This is a genomic window from Lentimicrobium sp. L6 (genome assembly GCF_013166655.1).
Lineage (GTDB): Bacteria > Bacteroidota > Bacteroidia > Bacteroidales > UBA12170 > UBA12170.
The window spans coordinates 1-5,875 of sequence record NZ_JABKCA010000134.1 but is presented as its reverse complement, the minus strand read 5'-3'; the positions used below and the strand labels follow the sequence as shown (position 1 = coordinate 5,875).

Genomic DNA, 5,875 nt, shown 5'->3' with positions numbered 1-5,875 from the left:
GTAACTATGAAAAGGCTAAAAACCATTGCTCCCCATAATTTTTAATGTGACCCATCAAAACTCACCAACAAGAGCAGCCTCTCCCATATTGATTATTATAATAACCCGAGGTACTGTCTTAAAAAACAAGTAAAATCTAAACTATTTTTATAATTTTGTTTTAGCGAAAAGAGAGCTTCTTGCGATTCGTTGTACTGAAGTTCATCTAGTGTCCTGGCTTTCTTAAGCTGGGACTTTTTTCACTCCATCTGAACAAAGCGAAAAGAGAGGCTTTTGCTCATCGTTAGCTGAAGGTTCATATTCAACATCATATGCTTCGTTCTTTTTCCAAAGTGTATAAATAATGACTAAAAGTTTTCGTTGAACAGCCACATAGCCTTTCATCTTTCGCCCACTGCTTGCGTAGGCTCTTTGGTATAATTGACCAAAACTACTCGGATTATACCTTACAACATTGAATGCAGGAAAATGCAAAGCTCTTCTTATATGTGAATTGCCTTTCTTTGATATTTTTGTTTTACCAGCCTTTTTTCCCGACTGATTTTCCACAACATCATAACCAGCATAACTTACAAGTTGTCGCTGATTATTAAACAGAAGAAAACCATTTGTTTCCGCGATGACTGTTGCAATGGTCAAGATACCAACTCCTTTTAGGGTATTAATATTTTCAACTTTCTCTTTTAAACACGGGTCTGCACTAATACATTTTTCAACCTCTGATTTAACCCGATCTATTTGTTTATCAATAAGTTTTAGTATCGACCTCAATTGACGTAAAACAAACTTATTTTGTCTTTGCGCATAATTTTGAGCTTCAATTCTATTAAGAATTACTGTGCGTTCTTTTTGAAGATCCTCATTTTGTCTAGTTAAGCTTCTTAGTTCGTATGTTTTTTCTGAGTATGGCTGCCACAGAGCAAGACGTTGTTCTGCTCCCATCTGGGCTAAAGCCTTGGCATCAATTTTGTCGTTTTTGCTTTTATATCCAATGCTTTGAATATACTTCTTTGCTTTGTTTGGTAAAACTACAATAACATTAAATTCTTGCTCATGTAGATTAAGAGCTATTCGCTCATAATAAACACCTGTAGCCTCCATTACTATCACCAATTGAATATCTTCTTTTTTATGTTTTATTATCCATAGAATAAATTGCTTTATCCCTGATGGAGAGTTATCAAAATTTCGTGAAGCTTTAACCTTCACTCTTTGTGTAATATCAATAACACTTAAGCAAGCATCAAATTTTTCTTTTGAAACATCAACTCCTACTGAATACTTTAATAGTTCTATCATCATTCTTAGCTTTAAAATAAATAATAAATTCTTCTTCCGTTTTTACTCATCTTTTATCCTAGATTATACTTCATTGAGTATATCCTTAAGTACTGTTCAAACTCTGGAAGAATAATCATTAGGCGCAATTCCTCAGGTGCTGTATCAAATAATGTACTTTGTTCGATAAATATCATCCTAATGATTATATAAATTTACAATTTCAAAGATATGAGGTCGATTATAAAAATAGGGTTAATTGGTCATCTTTTTCCAAGTTATATTTTATAGAAGGTTTCTTTGAAAAAAATGAATATGCAATTAGAACAGCTATAATATTAGAGATGAAATTTTCGAAACTTCTGTGACTAGAATGTTCAATTTGACACATGTTTTTTAATTCGTCATTTACAGTTTCAATAACCGATCTTTTTCTCAATAAAATTTTGTCTTTTAACTCCATCAAGGTGTTTTTTATATTATTTCTAATACCTGTAATAAGATGAAGACCATCTATAAAAAGGAGTTCTGTTAATGCTTTTGAGACATAACCTTTGTCGGCATATAATTTTCCTTTAATTGCTTGAATAAAACTTTTGTTTTTTAGAGGAGCTCTATCATCAACACTGACCTGGGTGATTACAAAGTTCAATATTTCTCCTTTGTCATTGATAATCAGATGTAATTTGAAGCCATAAAACTATCTCATTGTACTTTTCCCAGTTGTAGCAATACCGTTGAAAGTTTTATTATTTCGAATTCTTTTGTTCTTACATGCTCTGATAGGGGTAGAATCTATAAAAGATATTCCAGTAATTTCTCCCATACGGCAGGTCTTTAATAATAAGGTCATCGGTAAAGTAGATTGTTGCATTAGTTCAACAAAACGAGTATAAGAAACTGTTGCAGGAAAATAAGATTGCATATGTTTTTTGACATAAACAAGATAGAAATGTTTCATGTTTCTAAATTGTCCAAAATGAAACAAAACCATAATAGTTATAACTTCACTTGTTGACAAAATAGGTTTCCTTTTTGGCTTGTTTCCTAAAGTGTAAGAATTCATTGTTTTGAAAAATTCAGAACAAAAATCATCTGCTAAATAAAATATTTCGGTAATTTTGTCACTGGAGATATTCATGAGTTTTATTGTTAATTGTTTGATTATCAGTCGCAAAGATAATAAATACTCATGAATTCTCCTAATATTTCGTGTAGAAAACTCACTGTTATATTCTCATTTTCAGACGCTTAAAATCCGAACTCAGGTTAATAACTATCAGAAATAAGTGTAGCAAGGAATCTGTTACATTTGTTAGGGCGATGCTGTCTTTGATATATATTATTGAAATACAAATATAAAAGCAAAAAAAAGGCTCGCAAAACGAGCCTTTTGTAAATATATAGTATCATTAATTATTTTAGGATTAACTTGGAAGTAGCTGTGTAACCTCCTTGGGATTCTACACGATATAAATAAACACCTCTGGGTAATTGACTTAAATCTAGAGTAACTTCACTTTCACCTCTAAAATTTTGTTCAAAACTCAAGGTTCCTAACGCATTATAAATCTCTATACGACCATCATTAAGATTTAATTCTTGAAGATTTACCTTAATAAAATCATTGGCAGGATTCGGATATACCATAAGTACACTGCTATTTAAATCATCATCAATCCCAGTAATATCACTAAAAGCAACAGTAAATGAAAGACTATCGTTTTCATTAGCTATATTGAAATATTTATATCTTATAATAGTATTTCCATTCTGCTCATTAGGAGTATAATGAGACGTAAAAGGTTCTCCTGGAATGGCCATTTCACCTGCTCCCAGCACATATTCCTTAGTGGTTTCGTCACCAGTTGGAGGCAAACAAACACCTAAAGCACAAAAATAATTTACCGAACCACTTACCTCTTCAATTACTTCCTTTCTACAACGAAGTGACATCACTTGATCTGTATTATTCTTAACAAACAGTTCTGGTGATACAATCTCAAAAGCGGATAGGTCAGTCACAGGCAGCTCAATAAAATCACCATTTACTACTTCAATATTGTGATGATCAAACAGCTGTATTGGCGCAGAAGATGGAGAGCCCACAAAAGTATAAGTTACAGAAATGGTATCATTCAAATTATCTACATCAAAGTAAGTATAGCGCATAATAGCATTTCCTAAAACCTCACCTGGTTGATAATGAGAAGTAAATACCCCTGCATTGCCAATTTGCTCGCCAGCAGGAATTAAAAAAGGCTCAGGAGTCTCCATTGTTCCTGGAGCAAAACAGCTACCAAGTCCGCAAAAGTAGGTCGAAGTATTTTCAGGAAGACTTATTTGCTCCACTCGAATTTTTACAGAGATATCATTTGCAGAGATGTTTTTCACAAACAACTCTGGTGATACAGTTTCCCATTCTGCAAAATCAACGAACACATGATGCTGCTGACCATTAGCAAATTCGACACCTTCATCACTAAATAATTGTAAACTTCCTTGTCCTAATAAAAAGGTGGCCTGAAGAAATAAGGCGTAAAAGAGTAGTGTTTTTTTCATCGATAATTATTTAAATTTTTAATATTTCTTGATTTGGCTGTAAAAATAAACAAAAAACATATTAGTCTTCATCAAGAATACAATATTTTTTTTAAAAAGTTGCTCATACTTATGTAATTATTTTAAAAAGGTATGTGAATTTAGAGTTTTTAATTATCCAATAATAGCGATTATCTCCTATATTTTCATCAAAAAAACATAATAAATACTTAAATCTTGGCTCGCAAATATTTCATCAATAATTAAATATGTATATTTGAGGATAAATTAATTTTAACAAAAACCTTTAATTATGAAAAAAATCTTTACACTCTCACTATTATTCATTGTAATGGGCCTTTGGACTGTTCAAGCACAAAGAGCTCCACTCAATGAAATTACAAGAAACCTTGTAGTAGTAGAAATAGGAACAGGAACCTGGTGCCAATATTGTCCTGGAGCAGCAAATGGAGCTGATGATCTGGTTCATTTCGACCATCCAGTAGCTATTATTGAAAATCATAATGGAGATTCGTATACCAACGATTATTCCAATGCAAGAAACAACTTATATGCAATCACAGGATATCCAACTGCCAATTTTGATGGTGGTTCACCTGTAGTAGGAGGAGGTGCTGCTGGCTCTAATATGTACAATTCTTATGTACCAAAAGTAGATCAAAGCATGGGCACTCCCACTTCTTTTAGTTTAGATTTCTCCTATACTGACAATGGGGACAACAACTTTACGGCTACAATCAATATTTCTAAAGTAGCAGATTATAATAATGATGTTGTACTTCATCTTTTCCTTACAGAGTCGAATATTCAACAAAATTGGCAAGGAATGACTGAGCTACATTTTGTAAACCGGTTAATGGTCCCTGATCAAAACGGAACAGCTTTAGATTTTTCAGCAGGAAACGAAGTGGTAAAAGAACTTAACTTTGATTTAGATGCCTCATGGGTAAGAGACGAATGTGAAATAGTAGTTGCTGTTCAAGATATGGGTACAAAGGAAATATTAAATGGAGCCAAAGCACCATTAGTTCAAGCCGAATTTGATTATGATGTTTCAGTACCTAGCGTTGCTTTTCCAGTTGGAAATGTATGCGGCAATCAGATTACCCCCACTGTGATGATTAAGAATTATGGCGGACAAATTCTTACTAGCTTGGATATTGAATATTTCGTTAATGATGGTGAAGCTTCAATTTATGAATGGATTGGTAATTTGGGTTACTATCAATCAAAGTCGATTGTCCTTCCTGAATATATTTTCGAACCTCAAGACAATAACACATTTGCAGTTGAATTACTCAACCCAAATGGCGAAGCTGACCAAAACCCAGATAATAATAGCAATGAAACTGAATTTGGCAAAGCAGATGAAGTATCTAAGACCATTGAAATGGAGTTATTCGTAGGCTCTTCATTTGGTTCTCAAATTTCATGGGCTTTTAAAGATGAAATGGGAGCAACTCTAGCTGAAGGTAGCGGTTATTCAAATAATGAATTGATTACCATGGAACTACCTATCGAAAGCTCTGGTTGCTATACTTATTACCTATATGATACCCAAGGAAATGGTTTTGCAGGAAACGGCTATTTAAAACTTAAAGATAATGGAACAGTATTTGCTTTTATCACTGATGAATTAGAAGCCATGTACGACATCCCATTTATGGCTGGTGACATCACTGGTATCGAATCTTCTAATGAATTTGTATCAGAATTTAAAGTCTTCCCAAATCCTTCTTCTAACGCTACTCAATTATCTTTTTACATGGAACAAGATGCAAACATATCAGTAGAAATTTATAATAGTACTGGTGTCGAATCACTATTAATCCCTGTTCAAAAATATGCAGCTGGAATGCAAAATCTTAGTATCAATACTTCTTCTCTTGAAAATGGAATCTATTTTATCCAATTAAATATTGATGGAAAAATACATATTGAGAAATTAAGTATCCTAAAATAATAAACATTTTGTAAATTTACTGAAGTTTCGCACCGTTATATACTGAGCATTTTAGAGAAAAAATGCAGCATG

General features: G+C 32.8%; 3 protein-coding genes and 1 pseudogene. 1 reads left to right on the top strand and 3 read right to left on the bottom strand.

Annotated features, from left to right (window positions below):
- Positions 1-222: 222 nt before the first annotated feature.
- From HNS38_RS19560 to HNS38_RS19550, 3 genes and pseudogenes are all read right to left on the bottom strand, one after another.
- Entirely contained in the window at positions 223-1,299 is a 1,077-nt protein-coding gene (locus tag HNS38_RS19560) for an IS110 family transposase (protein ID WP_216663794.1), read from the bottom strand.
- A 220-nt stretch (positions 1,300-1,519) separates the two neighbouring features.
- Positions 1,520-2,419 (bottom strand): annotated as a pseudogene (locus tag HNS38_RS19555) (IS982 family transposase).
- 275 nt (positions 2,420-2,694) lie between these two features.
- Positions 2,695-3,840 carry a T9SS type A sorting domain-containing protein gene (locus HNS38_RS19550; protein WP_172281226.1) on the bottom strand — a complete coding sequence of 382 codons (1,146 nt, stop codon included), beginning with the start codon at positions 3,838-3,840 and terminating at the stop codon, positions 2,695-2,697.
- A 292-nt stretch (positions 3,841-4,132) separates the two neighbouring features.
- On the opposite strand from HNS38_RS19550, the gene HNS38_RS19545 reads away from it, so the two are divergent.
- Positions 4,133-5,803 (top strand): Omp28-related outer membrane protein, encoded by a 1,671-nt coding sequence (locus HNS38_RS19545; RefSeq protein ID WP_172281224.1) that lies wholly within the window; start codon positions 4,133-4,135, stop codon positions 5,801-5,803.
- Positions 5,804-5,875: the final 72 nt, after the last annotated feature.